This window comes from Pseudomonas lini (genome assembly GCF_001042905.1).
Classification (GTDB): domain Bacteria; phylum Pseudomonadota; class Gammaproteobacteria; order Pseudomonadales; family Pseudomonadaceae; genus Aquipseudomonas; species Aquipseudomonas lini.
In genome coordinates this window covers 1-15,963 of record NZ_JYLB01000018.1, presented here as the reverse complement: position 1 = coordinate 15,963, position 15,963 = coordinate 1, and the positions used below count along the sequence as shown (strand labels likewise).

The following is a 15,963-nucleotide window of genomic DNA, read 5'->3' as shown; positions in this document are numbered from 1 at the left end:
ACGCCAGCGAAGCCCTCCTCGATTATCTGGAGAAACACCCCGAGCTGACCCGGCCACTGTTCTACACCTTGCCCCTTCGCTTACAACCTGAACAAGCCGCGCAATACACGACGTTGTTCAACGCCGGTATGGGCGTGTTCAACAACCTGCCGCACTGGTTGGGCGAGTTGCAGAAAATCGAACAACCGCACCTGCCGGCCCTCGACGACTTGCCCGAACACACCCGCGCCGTCGCGGACGCAGCCCAGCACAGCCTGAGCCCCGCGCTGAACCTGGGCTTGAGCCGGGCGCTGGAAGGGTTTGACTTGTCGGGCGAAAAAATCCCCGACCTCGACGAACTGTTCCGGCGCCTGCCCAAGGCCTTGTCGGGGCGGATCCTCGATGCGGCGAAAACCACCGGCGTGACCTTCACCGTCGCCAGCCCGGCAGAACACGCGGCGTTGCAAACCAACCTCAAGGAACTGCTCAGGGAGCGCGATTACCTGAAGACCCTGACCCGTGAACGTAATCAGCTCACCCACAACAAAAACCGCCAGGGGCACAAGACTCCACGGGCGGTGGAGTTGCAGGGCGAGATCGTGCGGGTGCGTGGGCAGTTGACGCAACTTGAAGGCCGGTTGGCCGGGGCGTTGAGCCCGATTGCGGAGTTGCCGGATCAGTCGGTTCGGCTGTACGGCGCGACGCAGGCTCGGGCGGGAGTGACGGTGGTGTTTCCGCCGGCGCAGCAGTTGGAGGTGCGGAGTTTGCTGAAGGACATTCGGCTGGGGGTTAGCTCGGTGCCGAATGGGACGTTGATTCGGAGCGAGGGGATGGGGTTGTTGGTGTTTTTGGTGCAGGGGGTGAATTTGGTTTCGGTGATAAGGGAGACGTTTGGCCAATCGCGGGATCAGCGTAAGTTAGCGCCGTTGATCAACTCGGTCCTTTCTACAGGTGCAGCTGGATTCACGGCTGCACAGAGTCTGGCTGATACCGCATTGAAGGCACGTAGCGCTGCACTCATCGCGGGCCTTCAACACCATGCTTTGCAGAATGTACATGTGCAAATGGGCAAGCTGCATGTTGGGTTGGGTTTCTTTACCTATCTTTTTGGTTTTGCGTCTTCAATGGTCAGCCTCATCAACCACCACCAGAATTGGCAACAGGCGACGCGTAGCGGGAATGCTGCTGCGCAGAAAAGTGCAGCGCTCGCGACAGCGGGGGCGGCCGGTATGACGACCGTCAATGCCTATGGCTTGAGTCACACCGGCCGTGCTGCGTTTAACGTGTTAGTCGCAAAAAACACTGCTGCAAGAACGGCCGCGTGGGCCGCTGCGGGTACCCGTCTATCAACCGTGTTTTTCCGCTTCAATCTGGCCGGTGCCTTGTTCACTGTGTTGGAATTGGGCGGCACCTGGCTGTACAACCGCTACAACCTCAGCGCCCACGACAAATGGCTGAAAACCACGCCCTGGAGCCTGGACTCCGAGACACGTGGCAACCATACCCTGGATGAGTATCAGCGTTATCTGGCCTATTTGCTTCACGCCCCGTATACACAACTGGGCCCGAATGAGCATGACTCCTGGCTGAAAAACCTGCTGTTAAAGGCCAAGCCAAAAGACATTCATTTGGTGCTGCCAGGGCTAAAGCTTAACGATTTTCAACCGCCTCTAAGTGGTCAACCGACTCATCGCCTGGGGATCGGCGCCCACCGTCTTTCCGTTCCCCTCCACAGTCGTGGTGTACCGCGCGAACGCAAGGACGTCATCAGTGAGGAAGTCGCAAACAGCCTGCGCATCGCACAAACAGGACCCGATCGGTTGGTGTTATGCCTGCAATACCCGCTGGATCCTGATGCCGAATTTACCCCAGCGTCCGAAATACTGGAGCTGGCGGTCTGTATCCAGACCTTGAACGCCAACGGCGTGTGGGTTTCTCACATTCGGGTCATTCGCTTGAACCCTCGGGGTGAAGGCCGCTTTCCGGCGTTGGCCCCTCAATCCGTTACCGAGCATCCACCGTTATTGCTGGTTGAAACCCATCTGCTGGAGCTGGCCGACCATGCCCACCAAGATTGATAGCTCCCTGCCTACGCCGCACCTTGAGCAATCCCGAAAAGCCGGCGATGTTGAGCCATTTCCCAGTGGGAGAATCACTTATCTCGCGCCGTTGCCATTGCCGACAGCGCTACCACCGCACGGTCCGCATATCGGGGAAATGAATGAGGTGTACATGGATTTTGGCTTGGGATCGCCCCAAGTGTTTTCATGGCAGCTCATATTAGGTGGGCCATTCAGCGGTGCCTTCATGATCGCCTTCCTAATCCCACCAGCAATTGGCTGCGTGGGCCTTATGTTCGGATATGACTTCGCATACACATGGGAATTTGTCATTGATTTATTCTTGGCCATCTATGGGTATGCCTTAGTTGCCGGTTTCTCCGCCTTAGCCATCCTCTTTTGCACTTGGCTCCACTATCACAACAAACGCGCCGCCATCATCCCTACCCGCTTCAACCGCCAACGCCGCGAAGTCTGCTTCATGCCCGAAGACGCCACCGAACCGCTCTTCGTCCCCTGGGAATCCCTCTCCGCCTGGGTCATTGAAGCCCAGGGCGCCACCCAGTACGGCATCCACCGCCAATACGGCATGGGCATCGGCTTCCAGCACGGCGAGACCCTGACCAGCGTCGAATTCCCCTGTTTCGGCCTTTCCCTGGCCATCAGCCACTGGGAAGCGATTCGCGGTTACATGGAATACGAAATCCACGACCTCAAACCCATCCAGGACCCGCAAGACCTGCAAGGTCCCGACGACCCGCCTCACGAAGGTCTGCACACCTTCCACAACGCCCGCGCACGCCTGCACCAGCAAATCCGCGACGGCCAACGTGGTCGAGTGTCCCGCTTCTTCTGGTACCTGTACCACGTGATGACGCTGTGGACGATTCCCAACCACCTGACCGAATGGGAAGTCCGCCGCCTCCAGAAAATGGCCCCGCACGCCTTACCCGAAGTAATGCGCCAATGGTCCGAGCCGTTGCCAAAAGAGCAATGGGCGAAACCGAGTGAAGAACTGCTTCGCCTGAGCGCACAGGTCCGCGCCCTGCACAAACGCCAACCGCGACGCCCGATCACTGAAACTTTTGCCGAAGTGCAGCGCTTGAATCCGACGGACAAATGTCGCGCATGAGCTGTTACAGCCGTAAAAACCTGCTCGACTACCAGGAAAAACACCCGGAACTAATCCGGAGTGGCAAAGCGGCTCATCGTCTGGGGATCGGCGCCCATCGTCTTTCCGTTCCCCTCCACAGTCGTGGAGTACCGCGCGAACGCAAGGACGTCATCAGTGAGGAAGTCGCAAGCAGCCTGCGCATCGTGCAAGCAGAGCCTGATCGGTTAGTGTTATGCCTGCAATATCCCTCGGATCCTGATTCCGAATTTACCCCGGCGTCCGAAACACTGGAGCTGGCGATCTGTATCCAGACCTTGAACGCCAACGGCGCGTGGGTTTCTCACATTCGGGTCATTCGTCTGAACCCTCGGGGTGAGGGCCGTTTTCCGGCGTTGGCCCCTCAATCCGTTACCGAGCATCCACCGTTATTGCTGGTTGAAACCCATCTGCTGGAGCTGGCCGACCATGCCCACCAAGATTGATAGCTCCCTGCCTACGCCGCACCTTGAGCAATCCCGAAAAGCCGGCGATGTTGAGCCGTTTCCCAGTGGGAGAATCACCTATCTCGCGCCGTTGCCGTTGCCGACACCGCTGCCGCCGCACGGTCCGCATATCGGGGAAATGAATGACGTGTACATGGACTTCGGACTGGGTTCACCGCAAGTGTTTTCATGGCAGGTCGTATTAGGTGGACCATTCAGCGTTGCCTTCTCGATTGCATTCCTGTTTCCGCTATTTACCGGGTTCCTAGGGGTGATTTTTGGTTACGGCTGGGAAGATATCTGGGACTCGGTGACCGGCATATTCGATGAAGGCTATGGCTACGCGCTAGTAACCGGTTTCTCCGCCTTAGCCATCCTCCTTTGCACTTGGCTCCACTATCACAACAAACGCGCCGCCATCATCCCTACCCGCTTCAACCGCCAACGCCGCGAAGTCTGCTCCATGCCCGAAGACGCCACCGAACCCGTCTTCGTCCCCTGGGAATCCCTCTCCGCTTGGGTCATCGAAGCCCAAGGCGCCACTCAATACGGCATCCACCGCCAATACGGCATGGGCATCGGCTTCCAGCACGGCGAGACCCTGACCAGCGTCGAATTTCCCTGCTTCGGTCTGTCCCTGGCCATCAGCCACTGGGAAGCCATCCGCGGCTACATGGAATACGAAATCCACGACCTCAAAGCCATCCAGGACCCGCTAGACCTGCAAGGCCCGAACGATCCGCCCCACGAAGGCCTGCACACTTTCCACAACGCCCGTGCGCGTATGCATCAGCAAATCCGCGACGGCCAACGGGGTCGAGTGTCCGGCTTCTTCTGGTACCTGTACCACGTGATGACGCTGTGGACGATTCCCAACCACCTGACCGAATGGGAAGTCCGCCGCCTCCAGAAAATGGCCCCGCACGCCTTGCCCGAAGTGATGCGCCAATGGTCCGAACCGCTGCCGAAAGAGCAATGGGCCAAGCCGAGCGAAGAACTGCTGCGCCTTAGCGAACAGGTCCGACAGCTGCACAAACGCCAACCTCGTCGACCGATTACCGAAATCTTTGCTGAAGTGCAGCGCTTGAATCCGACGGACAAACGTCGGGCATGAGTTGTTTCAGGTGAATTAACCGACCAACACCAGCGTCAGCCCTACAACGGCTGCCAACACCAACGCCCAGCTCACCATCAACCGCCGCCACAATCGCGGGGCATGGCGCATTTCCATAAAGCCATCGGCAATCAGCCAGGCCTTGCCGACCGCCACCAGCAAAATGGCCACCGACAGCAGCCACGTCGCGCCTATCTGTGCCAGCACCACCGTGCACACGCTTAACGTGGCCAGCGCGGCCCAGCAGACCAGCAAAAACCTGGAAGCCGACATCAGAACCTCCGTCAATTCAGAACGTAGACCAGCGGAAACAGCACGACCCAGATCAGATCGACCATGTGCCAATACAGCACACCCGATTCAAGCCCGCTGCGGTTGGCGGCATTGTACAGGCCACGACGGCAACGCTCGGCCAGCCAGCCGAGGATGACCATGCCGAGCAGTACATGGAGAAAATGAAAACCGGTGAGGATCCAGTAGAGGGTGAAGAACGTGTTGTGCTCCATGCCCAGCCCCGAGGCCAGCAAGTGCCGGTATTCCGTGATCTTCAACACCACGTAGACACTGGCGGCGAGCAACGCTGCCAGCAGGTAGACAGCGCCGTGGCGGGACCGAAAGCGCTTGACCTGCTCCTGAGCCAGAGCGGCGAACAGCCCGGCGGTGAGCAGGCTGAGGGTCATCGCCAGGCCGGTAGAGGTGTTGAGCAATAGACGGCTTTCACCGAACAGCTGCGGTTTGAGTGCCTGAGTCACGGCGAACACCAGAATCAGGATGGCGAACACCGACAGCTCGGCCAGAATGAAAAACCACATCGCCAGATCACCCGGCAAGTGACCCGGCACAACGCGTCTGACCTCAGCCGAAGTGGACATCAACCACGTCCATCAGCGCCGCAACCGTCAGCGGATCATCGCTCAGCGGCTCAGCGAGGCAAGCCATGCACGCCTCGCGCGGGCTCATGCCGGAGCGGATCATTCGCGCGGTGAAAATCAGCAGCCGCGTCGAGGCAACCTCCTCCAAGTCATGTTGATCCAGCCTTCGCAGGGCCTGCCCCAGCCTGACCACTTGCACTGCCAGTGCGCTGTCTACCTGCGCTTCCCTGGCGACAATGCGCTCTTCATCGGCCACCGGCGGATAGCCGAAACGCATCGCCACGAAGCGTTGTCGGGTGCTGGGTTTCATGCCTTTGAGCAAGTTCTGGTAGCCAGGGTTATACGACACCACCAGCATGAATGACGGCGGCGCCTGCAGCACTTCGCCGGTGCGTTCCAGGAACAACTCGCGACGATCATCAGCCAGCGGATGCAACACCACCACCGTGTCCTGGCGCGCCTCGACTACTTCGTCCAGATAACAAATGCCGCCTTCACGCACCGCGCGGGTCAGTGGCCCGTCCTGCCACCAAGTGCCTTGGGCACCGATCAAATGGCGGCCAATCAGGTCGGCGGCGCTCAGATCGTCATGGCAGGCCACGGTGTACAGCGGCAGTTTCAGCCGATGGGCCATGTGCTGAACGAAGCGGGTCTTGCCGCATCCCGTCGGGCCTTTGATCAGCACCGGCATGCCGTGTCGCCAGGCTTGCTCGAACAGCGCCTCCTCATTGTTGAGCGGTTGATAGAAGGGTTCGCAAGACTGGATTCGGTCCATGGGCTGTCTGTTCCAAAAGCGGATTCAAACCACACGCTACGGGCCCCTGCGACAACCTGGCAAGTGACATGGTCGGCAAACTTGATCGCGGTCAAGCGAGCATTGGCCTGCTCGGGCATAGCCTTGCACGGCACTAAGAACCTGCGTTCTGCGCTGCCGTTTCAGCACATCGCAAAGGTCTTGCCTGAGGAGAAATGGAATGCTGATCAGCAATAGAAAAACGTTTGCTCTGACTGTCGCCACATTGTGTTCGGCGCTGGCCCTTGCGGTGACTCACGCGGCTAGAGCCAACGAGCCCGCTGCCGCTGCGCCCAGCCCGCTCATGGTCAAATCCGCCGGAGCGCCCGACATGAGTCAGGCCGAGTTCGACTCTTCCAAGGAAATTTACTTCCAGCGTTGCGCCGGTTGCCACGGCGTTCTGCGCAAAGGCGCCACCGGCAAACCGCTGACACCGGACATTACCCTGTCCCGCGGGCAACCGTTTCTGGAGGCGTTGATTACCTACGGTTCACCGGCGGGCATGCCGAACTGGGGGACGTCAAATGCGCTGACCAAGGATCAGATCACGTCAATGGCCAAGTTCATTCAGCACGCACCGCCAACGCCGCCTGAATGGGGCATGGCCGAGACGCTGAAAACCTGGAAAGTGCTGGTCAAGCCTGAGGATCGTCCGAAGAAGCAACTGAGCAAACTCAACCTGCCGAACCTGTTTTCAGTGACGTTGCGCGATGACGGCAAGATTGCCCTGATCGACGGTGACAGCAAGAAAATCGTCAAGCTGATCGAGACCGGTTATGCGGTACACATTTCGCGCATTTCTGCCTCCGGTCGCTACCTGCTGGTGATTGGTCGAGACGCGCGGATCGACATGATCGACCTCTGGCCGGTGGAGCCGACCAAGGTCGCCGAAGTCAAAGTGGGCATCGAGGCGCGCTCGGTGGAAACCTCCAAGTTCAAGGGCTACGAAGACAAATACACCGTCGCCGGCTCCTATTGGCCGCCGCAATTCACCATCATGGACGGCGAAACCCTGGAGCCCAAACAAATCGTCTCGACCCGCGGCATGACCGTCGACAAGCAGGAATATCATCCAGAACCCCGGGTCGCGGCGATCATCGCCTCCCACGAATGGCCGGAGTTCATCGTCAACGTCAAGGAAACCGGCAAAGTCATGCTGGTCAATTACCAGGACATCAAAAACCTCACCATCACCTACATCGATGCCGCGCCCTTCCTGCATGACGGCGGTTGGGACAGCACGCACCGCTACTTCATGACCGCCGCCAACAACTCCAACAAAGTCGCCGTGATCGACTCCAAAGATCGCAAGTTGGCAGCCCTGGTGGAGGTCGGCAAAACCCCTCATCCGGGGCGCGGCGCCAACTTCAACCACCCGACCTACGGCCCGGTCTGGGCGACCAGCCACCTCGGTGATGACGGCATCTCCCTGATCGGCACCGACCCGGTCGAACATCCGCAATACGCCTGGAAACAGGTCGCCTCACTCAAGGGCCAGGGCGGCGGATCGCTGTTTATCAAAACCCACCCTGACTCCCGTCACCTGTATGTCGACACCACCCTCAACCCCGACGCCAAGCTGAGCCAGTCGGTGGCAGTGTTCAACATCGACAAACTCGACGCCGGCTACACCGTGCTGCCCATTGCCGAGTACGCCGGCATCAAGCAAGGCGCCATGCGGGTGGTACAGCCGGAATACAACAAGGCCGGCGATGAAGTCTGGTTCTCGGTGTGGAGCGGTCAGTCAGAGGAATCGGCGCTGGTAGTGATCGACGACAAAACGCTGAAGCTCAAATCAGTCATAAAGGACAAACGACTGATCACACCCACCGGAAAATTCAACGTCTACAACACCCAACACGACATCTATTGAGCTCCATCAATGCAAGGAATCCCCATGAAAAATATTCTGTTTTCACTGTTCGCCCTGACCGCTGCGCTGAGTGTGCAGCCGGCCATGGCTGCCGAGGACGGGCCGGCGCTGTTCAAGAGCAAACCCTGCGCCGCCTGCCATTCCATCGACACCAAGCTGGTCGGCCCGGCGCTCAAGGATGTCGCGGCCAAGAACGCTGGCGTGGCCGGGGCCGTGGACACCCTGGCCAGCCACATCAAGAACGGTACGCAAGGCAACTGGGGCCCGATGCCAATGCCGGCCAACCCGGTGACGGATGAAGAAGCGAAGACACTTGCAACCTGGGTCCTGAGTCTCAAATAGCCAACGGGAGGGCGTCATGAAGGTTTATCGACACGCTGCGATTCTGGCGGCCCTCCTCCTCATTTGCGCAACCTCGGTTGCCGCGCCTGATGCCAAGCGTCAGGCACAACTCGAACACCTGCTGGCCCAGGACTGTGGCGCCTGCCATGGCCTGCACATGACCGGCGGGCTGGGTCCCGACCTGACCCGCGCAACGCTGGCGGGCAAGTCCAGGGACAGCCTGATTGCCACCGTCACCCAAGGCCGCCCCGGCACCGCGATGCCCGGTTGGGCCCCGCTGCTCAGCCCGGACGACATCCGTTGGCTGGTCGATCTTCTTCTCCAGGGATATCCCGCACCATGATCCGTTCAACCCTGCTTTTAGCGGCGACCGGGCTGTTGTTGTCCGCGTGTGTTCAGCCACCGTTGCGTGGTACCGGCGATCTGGGCGTGGTGGTGGAGCGCGCCACCGGCAGCGTACAAATCATCGAAAGCGACACCCGCAAGGCACTGGCCCGACTCGAGGGTTTGGGCGATCTGTCCCATGCCTCGGTGGTGTTTTCCCGCGACCAGCGTTATGCCTATGTGTTCGGTCGCGACGGCGGGCTGAGCAAGATCGACCTGCTGACCCAACGCATCGATCAACGGGTGATACAGGGCGGCAACAGTATCGGCGGCGCGATCAGTCAGGACGGCAAACTCATCGCCGTGTCCAACTACGTGCCCGGCGGGGTCAAGGTATTCGATGCCGAAACCCTGCAATTGATGGCCGATATTCCGGCCACGCCCCTGGCCGATGGCACCAAGCGCTCACGGGTGGTCGGCCTGGTCGACGCGCCCGGTCAGCGTTTTGTGTTCAGCCTGTTCGATACCGGCGAGATCTGGACCGCCGATTTCAGTCAGGGCAACGCGCCCCGGATCAGCCGCTTCACCGACATCGGCCAGCAACCCTACGACGCGTTGGTCACCCCGGAGGGTCGCTATTACATGGCGGGACTGTTCGGCGAAGACGGCATGGCGCAACTCGACCTCTGGCATCCGGAGCGCGGGGTGCAGCGAGTACTCGGTGATTACGGACGCGGCCAGGCGAAATTGCCCGTCTACAAGATGCCGCATCTTGAGGGCTGGGCCGTCGCCGATCACCAGGCCTTCGTGCCCGCCGTTGGCCGTCACCAGGTGCTGGTGATGGATTCGCGCACGTGGAAGCAGACCGCTGCCATTCCGGTGGCTGGCCAACCGGTGTTCGTCACGTCGCGGCCGGACGGTCGACAACTGTGGGTCAATTTCGCCTACCCGGACAACGATCGGGTTCAAGTCATCGACAGCGAAACCCATGCCGTGGTCGCCGATCTGCGGCCAGGGCCAGCGGTGCTGCACATGGAATTCACCGCGCGAGGCGATCAGTTGTGGTTGTCGTTACGCGATGGCGATCAGGTTCAGGTCTGGGACCCGTACAGCCTGAAGCAACTGAGCACCCTTCCCGCCACCGCGCCGAGCGGCATCTTCTTCAGCAGTCGCGCGCAAAAAATGGGCTATTGAAATGAACCTCGACCTGCTCAGCCGTCAACTGATCGACCGCTTCCAGCACGGCATGCCGCTGTGCGCGGAACCTTACAAAGAGATGGCGCGGATTCTCGGTTGTCGCGTGGGCCAGGTGATGGCTTGTCTGGAAGAAATGGATCAGGCCGGCACCCTCTCACGGATCGGCCCGGTGTTCGAACACAGCCGCGCCGGGGCCAGCACCCTCGCCGCCCTCGCCGTACCCGCCGAACGCTTGCAACAGGTCGCCGAGCACGTCAGCCAATACCCCGAGGTCAACCATAACTACGCGCGGGAGCATTTCTACAACCTGTGGTTTGTGCTGACCGGCCCTGATCGCCAACACATCGAACGCGTTCTCGAACAACTTGAGAAAGACACCGGACTCATGCCGCTGGATCTGCCGATGTTGACCGCTTACCGCATCGACCTCGGTTTTGCGCTGGGAGAAAGCTCATGACACCGGGGTTGAATCCCAAACAGGCACTGGCGCTGCGTCGGCATCTGGAAGGCGGATTGCCGCGGGTATCGCGCCCCTATCAGGCCCTCGCCGAACGGATAGACGCCGACGAAAACCAGGTGCTCGCGCAAATGCATCAGTGGCTCGAGCAAGGACTGTTTCGCCGGGTCGGCCTGGTGCTCAACCATCGCGCGCTGGGTTTTACCGCCAACGCCATGCTGGTGCTGGATGTTCCGGACGCGCTGATCGACGAAGTCGGCCAGCGCCTGGGCCGGGCGCACGGCATCACCCTCTGCTACCAACGGCCGCGGCGCCTGCCGCAGTGGCGCTACAACCTCTTTTGCATGGTTCATGGGCGCCAACGTGAGCGGGTCGAAGCGCAGATCCAGACCTTGCTGGAACAACACCTGCTGAGCGATCTGCCCCACCAACTGCTGTTCAGCACTCACGCGTTCAAACAGTGCGGTGGACGCTTCGCACCCTCGCCTACCGGAGCCCCCACCCATGGATGACCTCGACCGTCGGCTGATCAACCGCCTGCAACTGGGCCTGCCGCTGGTGCGCCACCCGTGGCAGGCACTGGCCGCCGAACTGGAGAGCAGCAGTACCGAATTGCTCGACCGCCTCCATGAATTGCTGGAAGACGGCATGCTCACGCGCTTCGGCCCGATGTTCGACATCGAACGCCTCGGCGGCGCCTTCACCCTCGCCGCATTGGCGGTGCCGGAGGAGCGCTTCGAAGACGTCGCCGAGCAACTGCAGGCCCTGCCTGAAGTGGCGCACAACTACCGACGCGAACACGTCTGGAACATGTGGTTCGTGCTCGGTTGCCCGACCGAACAAGGTATTGCGCAGACCCTGCAGCACATCGAAACCCTGATCGGCCTGCCGCTGCTCAACTTGCCCAAAGAGGAGACCTACCATGTCGGTCTGTACTTCCCGGTCTGAAGACACCCTGGCGCACCGTCTGATCGAGCTGACCCAGGCCGGCCTGCCATTGCTGGACGACCCGTGGGCCTGGCTCGCCGAACAGCTGGAGCTGAGCATCGAATCCACCCTGGATTTGCTCAAGCGCTTGCAGGCCGAGGGCGCCATCCGACGCATCGCCGCCGTCCCCAATCACTATCGCCTGGGCTATCGCTACAACGGCATGACGGTCTGGGATGTACGCGACACGGACATGCCGCGCCTCGGCGCGCTGATCGGTGCACAACCTTTTGTCAGCCACTGTTATCGACGCCCGCGACGAACCGCGTGGCGCTACAACCTGTTCGCCATGGTCCATGGCCGCAGCCGCGAGGAAATCGACAGCTACCGCGAACACCTGCGCTACTTGTTGGGCGACGCCTGCGCCGCCGACGAGATGCTGGTGAGCAGTCGCATCCTGAAGAAAACCGGTTTGCGGCTACCGCCAGTGCCACGCTGAACACGCGTTTGCTCAAGGAGATTTGCATGTTGAGGATCAGCCAATACCTGCGTGCCCTGATCGGCCAGGCGCCTGCCCCCAGAACCAGCCCACCGGGCAGCAACCGACCGCCGGTGGTGATCTGGAATCTGCTCAGGCGCTGCAACCTGACCTGCAAACACTGTTACGCCACGTCCGCCGACAGCGTCTTTCGCGACGAACTCGATACGCCCGCCGCGCTGACCGTGATCGACGATCTGCACGACGCCGGCGTGAAGGTGCTGATTCTTTCCGGCGGTGAACCGCTGTTGCGCGACGATTTGTTTGTGCTCAGCGCCTACGCCCGCACCAAGGGTTTCTTTGTCGCGTTGTCCACCAACGGCACACTGATCAATGAGCAGAACATCGCGCAAATCCGCGCAGCTAATTTCGACTATGTCGGGATCAGCATCGATGGCCTGGAAGCCACCCATGATGCGTTCCGCCAACTCAAGGGCAGCTTCGCCAGCTCCATGCGGGCGATCCGCCTATGTCGTGAACAGGGGATTCGCGTCGGCCTGCGCACCACCCTGACCCAAGAGAACCATCAACAACTGCCCCAGTTACTGGCGCTGATGCGCGAGTACGACGTGCAGAAGTTTTATCTGTCGCACCTCAACTACAGCGGTCGCGGCAAACGCAGCCGCAAGCTCGACGCCCGGCAGCAGATGAGCCGCGAGGCGATGACGCTGATCTTCGAACGGGCCTGGGAAGATATCCAGCAGGGCCGCGACAGCGATTTTGTCAGCGGCAACAACGATGCCGACGCGATTCTCTTGCTGCAATGGGTGGGCCTGCATCTACCCGAACATTACCCGCGCCTGGAACACATGCTCCGGGCCTGGGGCGGCAACGCCTCGGGCATCGGCATCGCCAACATCGACAACACCGGCGAAGTGCACCCCGACACCTACTGGTGGCAGCACTCGGTGGGCAATGTCCGGCAAACGCCGTTTCGCACGCTCTGGCTGGACCAGCCGGACGCCTTGTTGCAGCAGCTGCGTGTGCATCCGCGCGCCGTCGGTGGCCGTTGTAGCCAATGCCGCTGGTTGAACATCTGCAACGGCAATACCCGCACCCGCGCCTGGGCCGAAGGCGACCTTTGGGGCCAGGACCCCGGTTGCCACCTCAGCGATGAAGAAATCGGTATGCCGCCATTAATGACCATCCCTTGCGTCATGCACTGAAGCACCCGCCTGGCGAGCCATCTGGCAAAGGATGGGGCCGGCCAATCTGATGAAGAACCAAGGACGTCCCATGCACCCATCGATTGTTTTACCGGCCGCACTTGCGTCCCCGTTCAGACCGGGCGAAGTGGCTCTGGTCGGCGCCGGCCCCGGTGATCCACGCTTGCTGACCCTGCGTGCCTGGAGCCTGTTGATGCAGGCCGACGCCGTGGTTTATGACCGCCTGATCAGCCCCGAGCTGCTGACGTTGATCCCCCTCACCTGCGCCCGGCATTACGTCGGCAAGGCCAGCGGCTGCCATAGCCTGCCCCAGGAACAGATCAACGAACTGCTCGCCGACCTCGCCGATCAGGGGCAGCGCGTAGTCCGGCTCAAGGGCGGCGACCCGTTCATCTTCGGCCGTGGCGCCGAGGAGCTGGAGTATCTGCTGCAACGCAACATCGACTGCCAGGTAGTCCCGGGCATTACCGCCGCTTCCGGCTGCAGTGCTTATGCGGGCATTCCGCTGACCCACCGGGACCTGGTCAACTCCTGTCGATTCATCACCGGGCATTTGCAGCGCGATGGTGAGTTGCAATTGCCCTGGAGCAGCCTCGCCGACAGTAGCCAGACCCTGGTGTTTTACATGGGGTTATCGAATCTCGGAATTATCGCCCAGCGCTTGATCGAAGCCGGAATGGCCGCCGATACACCGGCGGCGCTGATCAGCAATGGCACACGTCCCGACCAGCACGTCGCGCGGGGCATGCTGCACCAGTTGCCGACCCTGGCGCTGGATTGCCCACCGGGTATTCCGACGCTGACAGTGATCGGCAAAGTAGTCGATCTGTTCGCCACCCAACAGCAGGAATACCCGGCGCGCTTTTACGCCGCTCCCGTGTTGCAACGCCACGCTAAGGTGGCGATATGAGGCGCATGCTGCTTGCCCCATTGTTATGGATCGGCGCGGCCCATGCCGGCGCAACGGTTCCATCCTCCGACGCAGCCGCCGACCTCTACCAACAACATTGCCAGCGCTGCCATGGCGCCAACCGTTTCGGCGGTACGGGGCCGGCCTTGCTGCCGGAAAGTCTGAGCCGGATCAAACCCGATGAAATCCGCAGCGTCATTCAGAACGGTCGGCCCGCGAGTCAGATGACCGGGTATGCCAACGTATTCAGTCCGGCACAGATCGACGCGCTGGTTGATTACCTTCAGCAACCACCCGCCACCCCGCCCACCTGGAATAACGACGACATTCGCGGCAGTCATTCCATTCTCGCCGATATCAGCAAACTGCCCGACACGCCCCAGCATGGCGCCGATCCGCTGAACCTGTTTGTGGTGGTGGAAGCCGGCGACCATCACATCGACATCCTCGACGGCGATCGTTTCGACGTGCTGGCGCGGTTTGCTTCGCACTTTGCGGTGCATGGCGGGCCGAAGTTCTCGCCGGATGGGCGCTTCGTCTACGTGGCCTCACGGGATGGCTGGGTCAGCTTGTATGACTTGCACAACCTGAAGCTGATCGCCGAGGTCCGCGCCGGGCTCAATACCCGCAACCTGGCGGTGAGCAAGGATGGCCGCTGGGTTCTGGTAGGCAACTATCTGCCGGGTAATCTGGTGGTGCTCGATGCCCGCGATCTGTCGCTGGTCAAAACCATCCCGGCAATCGGCCAGGACGGCACCGCGTCACGGGTCAGCGCGGTCTACACCGCCCCGCCACGAGACAGTTTCATCGTGGCGCTAAAGGATGTGAAGGAAGTCTGGGAGCTGTCGAGCGCCGGCACACCGGACTTCGAACCACGACGCATCCAGGCCGAGGATGTGCTGGACGACTTTTCCTTTTCACCGGACTACAAGCAACTGCTGGCCACGTCGCGCAAGGCCAAGGGCGGTCAGGTGATCGACCTCGACAGTGGCAAGGTGGTCACCGACATACCGCTGCCGGGCATGCCGCACCTGGGGTCCGGGACCTACTGGAAACGTAATGGTGAGTGGGTGTTCGCCACGCCGAACATCAGCAAGGGTCTGATCTCGGTCATCGACTTCAAGACCTGGAAACTGATCAAGGAAATTCCGACGCTGGGGCCGGGGTTCTTCATGCGCAGTCATGTCAACTCGCGGTATGCCTGGACTGACGTGTTCTTCGGGCCTGATAACGATGCGATCCATTTGATTGACAAACAGACTCTGGAAATCGCCCACACCTTGCGCCCGATGCCTGGTAAGACGGCTGCCCATGTTGAGTTCACTCGGGATGGTCGCTACTTGTTGTTGAGCGTCTGGGCCACCGATGGCGCGCTGATTGTGTATGACAGCAATACCCTTAAGGAGATCAAGCGACTGCCGATGAACAAGCCGTCGGGTAAATATAACGTGGGGAACAAGATTGAGTTTGTGGAGGGGACTTCGCATTAGGGCTTGGGCTTGGGCTTGGGCTTGGGTGTATATCCGTTTCTGCGGTAACGGCTGCTATTGGTTCCGCTCTTACAGCGGGTTACTTGGAAAAGCGCCAAGTAACCAAGCGCTTTTGCCCCTTTCGTTCGGTGCCTCGCCTAGGCTCGCCATGCCCTCGCTCCGGTCCTGCTCCGTGGGCCCGCCGCCATCGGCCATCCATGGCCGGGGGCGGCTAACCCGGCATCCATGCCGGGTTGCCCACTGCGCAGAACCTCCACTCGGCCTCTCGAGGGGGCGAATACCGCAAAAGCACCGCGAGGCGGCCTACCGGCCGGCCTATCACTTC

Annotated in this window: 17 protein-coding genes and 1 pseudogene; 15 read left to right on the top strand and 3 right to left on the bottom strand. The window is 60.7% G+C overall.

Annotation, left to right across the window (positions count from 1 at the left end):
- From TU81_RS28970 to TU81_RS28955, 4 genes and pseudogenes are all read left to right on the top strand, one after another.
- A pseudogene (locus TU81_RS28970) lies at positions 1–2,057 on the top strand (toxin VasX); the annotation flags it as partial.
- Between the two features lie 325 nt (positions 2,058–2,382).
- Positions 2,383–3,171 (top strand): hypothetical protein, encoded by a 789-nt coding sequence (locus tag TU81_RS28965; RefSeq protein ID WP_231983775.1) that lies wholly within the window; start codon positions 2,383–2,385, stop codon positions 3,169–3,171.
- Entirely contained in the window at positions 3,168–3,635 is a 468-nt protein-coding gene (locus tag TU81_RS28960; protein ID WP_048397904.1) for a hypothetical protein, read from the top strand. The genes TU81_RS28965 and TU81_RS28960 overlap by 4 nt, the downstream gene beginning before the upstream one ends.
- A complete protein-coding gene (locus TU81_RS28955; RefSeq protein WP_048397902.1) occupies positions 3,619–4,749 on the top strand; it encodes a hypothetical protein in 1,131 nt (376 codons plus the stop codon). The genes TU81_RS28960 and TU81_RS28955 overlap by 17 nt, the downstream gene beginning before the upstream one ends.
- A gap of 15 nt (positions 4,750–4,764) precedes the next feature.
- On the opposite strand, the gene TU81_RS28950 is transcribed toward TU81_RS28955, so the two are convergent.
- The 3 genes from TU81_RS28950 to TU81_RS28940 are packed head-to-tail and all read right to left on the bottom strand — an operon-like array spanning position 4,765 to position 6,396.
- Entirely contained in the window at positions 4,765–5,022 is a 258-nt protein-coding gene (locus tag TU81_RS28950; protein ID WP_048397900.1) for a cytochrome C oxidase subunit IV family protein, read from the bottom strand.
- 11 nt (positions 5,023–5,033) lie between these two features.
- Positions 5,034–5,621, bottom strand: coding sequence for a cytochrome c oxidase subunit 3 (locus tag TU81_RS28945; RefSeq protein WP_048397898.1), 588 nt, complete (start codon positions 5,619–5,621; stop codon positions 5,034–5,036).
- The gene (locus TU81_RS28940; protein ID WP_048397896.1) at positions 5,605–6,396 is read right to left on the bottom strand and encodes a CbbQ/NirQ/NorQ/GpvN family protein; all 792 of its coding nucleotides are present in this window, start codon (positions 6,394–6,396) and stop codon (positions 5,605–5,607) included. Before TU81_RS28940 ends, TU81_RS28945 begins: the two co-directional genes overlap by 17 nt.
- A gap of 199 nt (positions 6,397–6,595) precedes the next feature.
- Here TU81_RS28940 and TU81_RS28935 point away from each other — a divergent pair, with 199 nt between their 5' ends.
- The 11 genes from TU81_RS28935 to TU81_RS28885 all read left to right on the top strand — a co-directional run bounded on the left by TU81_RS28935 (position 6,596) and on the right by TU81_RS28885 (position 15,638).
- On the top strand, positions 6,596–8,287 hold the full coding sequence (locus TU81_RS28935; RefSeq protein ID WP_048397894.1) for a nitrite reductase: 1,692 nt from the start codon (positions 6,596–6,598) through the stop codon (positions 8,285–8,287).
- A 24-nt stretch (positions 8,288–8,311) separates the two neighbouring features.
- Positions 8,312–8,629 carry a c-type cytochrome gene (locus TU81_RS28930; RefSeq protein WP_038982742.1) on the top strand — a complete coding sequence of 106 codons (318 nt, stop codon included), beginning with the start codon at positions 8,312–8,314 and terminating at the stop codon, positions 8,627–8,629.
- 16 nt (positions 8,630–8,645) lie between these two features.
- The gene (locus TU81_RS28925) at positions 8,646–8,972 is read left to right on the top strand and encodes a c-type cytochrome (protein WP_038982744.1); all 327 of its coding nucleotides are present in this window, start codon (positions 8,646–8,648) and stop codon (positions 8,970–8,972) included.
- On the top strand, positions 8,969–10,147 hold the full coding sequence (locus tag TU81_RS28920; protein WP_038982746.1) for a cytochrome D1 domain-containing protein: 1,179 nt from the start codon (positions 8,969–8,971) through the stop codon (positions 10,145–10,147). Before TU81_RS28925 ends, TU81_RS28920 begins: the two co-directional genes overlap by 4 nt.
- A gap of 1 nt (position 10,148) precedes the next feature.
- A complete protein-coding gene (locus TU81_RS28915) occupies positions 10,149–10,607 on the top strand; it encodes an Lrp/AsnC family transcriptional regulator (RefSeq protein WP_038982748.1) in 459 nt (152 codons plus the stop codon).
- The gene (gene ahbB / locus TU81_RS28910) at positions 10,604–11,119 is read left to right on the top strand and encodes a siroheme decarboxylase subunit beta (RefSeq protein ID WP_048397891.1); all 516 of its coding nucleotides are present in this window, start codon (positions 10,604–10,606) and stop codon (positions 11,117–11,119) included. The genes TU81_RS28915 and ahbB (TU81_RS28910) overlap by 4 nt, the downstream gene beginning before the upstream one ends.
- On the top strand, positions 11,112–11,555 hold the full coding sequence (locus tag TU81_RS28905; RefSeq protein WP_048397889.1) for an Lrp/AsnC family transcriptional regulator: 444 nt from the start codon (positions 11,112–11,114) through the stop codon (positions 11,553–11,555). The genes ahbB (TU81_RS28910) and TU81_RS28905 overlap by 8 nt, the downstream gene beginning before the upstream one ends.
- Positions 11,530–12,033 carry a siroheme decarboxylase subunit beta gene (ahbB, locus tag TU81_RS28900; protein ID WP_038982754.1) on the top strand — a complete coding sequence of 168 codons (504 nt, stop codon included), beginning with the start codon at positions 11,530–11,532 and terminating at the stop codon, positions 12,031–12,033. The genes TU81_RS28905 and ahbB (TU81_RS28900) overlap by 26 nt, the downstream gene beginning before the upstream one ends.
- 26 nt (positions 12,034–12,059) lie before the next feature.
- Positions 12,060–13,238 (top strand): heme d1 biosynthesis radical SAM protein NirJ, encoded by a 1,179-nt coding sequence (gene nirJ / locus TU81_RS28895; RefSeq protein ID WP_048397888.1) that lies wholly within the window; start codon positions 12,060–12,062, stop codon positions 13,236–13,238.
- Between the two features lie 70 nt (positions 13,239–13,308).
- Positions 13,309–14,148, top strand: a complete 840-nt coding sequence (cobA, locus tag TU81_RS28890; protein WP_048397886.1) for a uroporphyrinogen-III C-methyltransferase — start codon at positions 13,309–13,311, stop codon at positions 14,146–14,148.
- Entirely contained in the window at positions 14,145–15,638 is a 1,494-nt protein-coding gene (locus TU81_RS28885) for a nitrite reductase (RefSeq protein ID WP_048397885.1), read from the top strand. Before cobA ends, TU81_RS28885 begins: the two co-directional genes overlap by 4 nt.
- Positions 15,639–15,963 lie beyond the last annotated feature (325 nt).